Below are 430 nucleotides of genomic sequence, written 5' to 3'. Positions count from 1 at the left end.
GATTTTTAGCCTCACATTGTAGTTTTGATCAATAAAAAGGATGAATATCATGCGCATGTTACATACCATGTTACGAGTAGGCAATCTAGAACGATCTCTAAAGTTCTATACTGAAGTACTCGGTATGCAATTATTACGTCAGCGGGAGTATCAGGAAGGGCGCTTTACCCTTGCATTTGTAGGCTATGGAGATGAAGCAAATCATACAGTACTGGAATTAACCCATAATTGGGATACTGACCATTATGATTTGGGCAATGCGTATGGACATATTGCAATCGCTGTGGATGACGCATATACGGCCTGTGACGAGATTAAGGCGCGTGGTGGCAAAGTTGTTCGTGAAGCTGGACCAATGAAAGGTGGTGTGACAGTTATTGCTTTTGTTGAAGATCCGGATGGTTATAAAGTCGAATTAATTCAGCAAGAT

General features: G+C 41.2%; 1 protein-coding gene. It reads left to right on the top strand.

The features are described 5' to 3' along the window. Positions 1-49: 49 nt before the first annotated feature. Positions 50-430, top strand: a 381-nt coding sequence (gene gloA / locus F7Q96_RS26715; RefSeq protein ID WP_151023679.1) for a lactoylglutathione lyase, incomplete at its 3' end; no start/stop codon positions are given.

The organism is Cupriavidus gilardii (assembly GCF_008801915.1).
Lineage (GTDB): Bacteria > Pseudomonadota > Gammaproteobacteria > Burkholderiales > Burkholderiaceae > Cupriavidus > Cupriavidus gilardii.
Note: the sequence above shows the minus strand (reverse complement) of the source record. Positions and strands in the feature narration are given on the sequence as shown.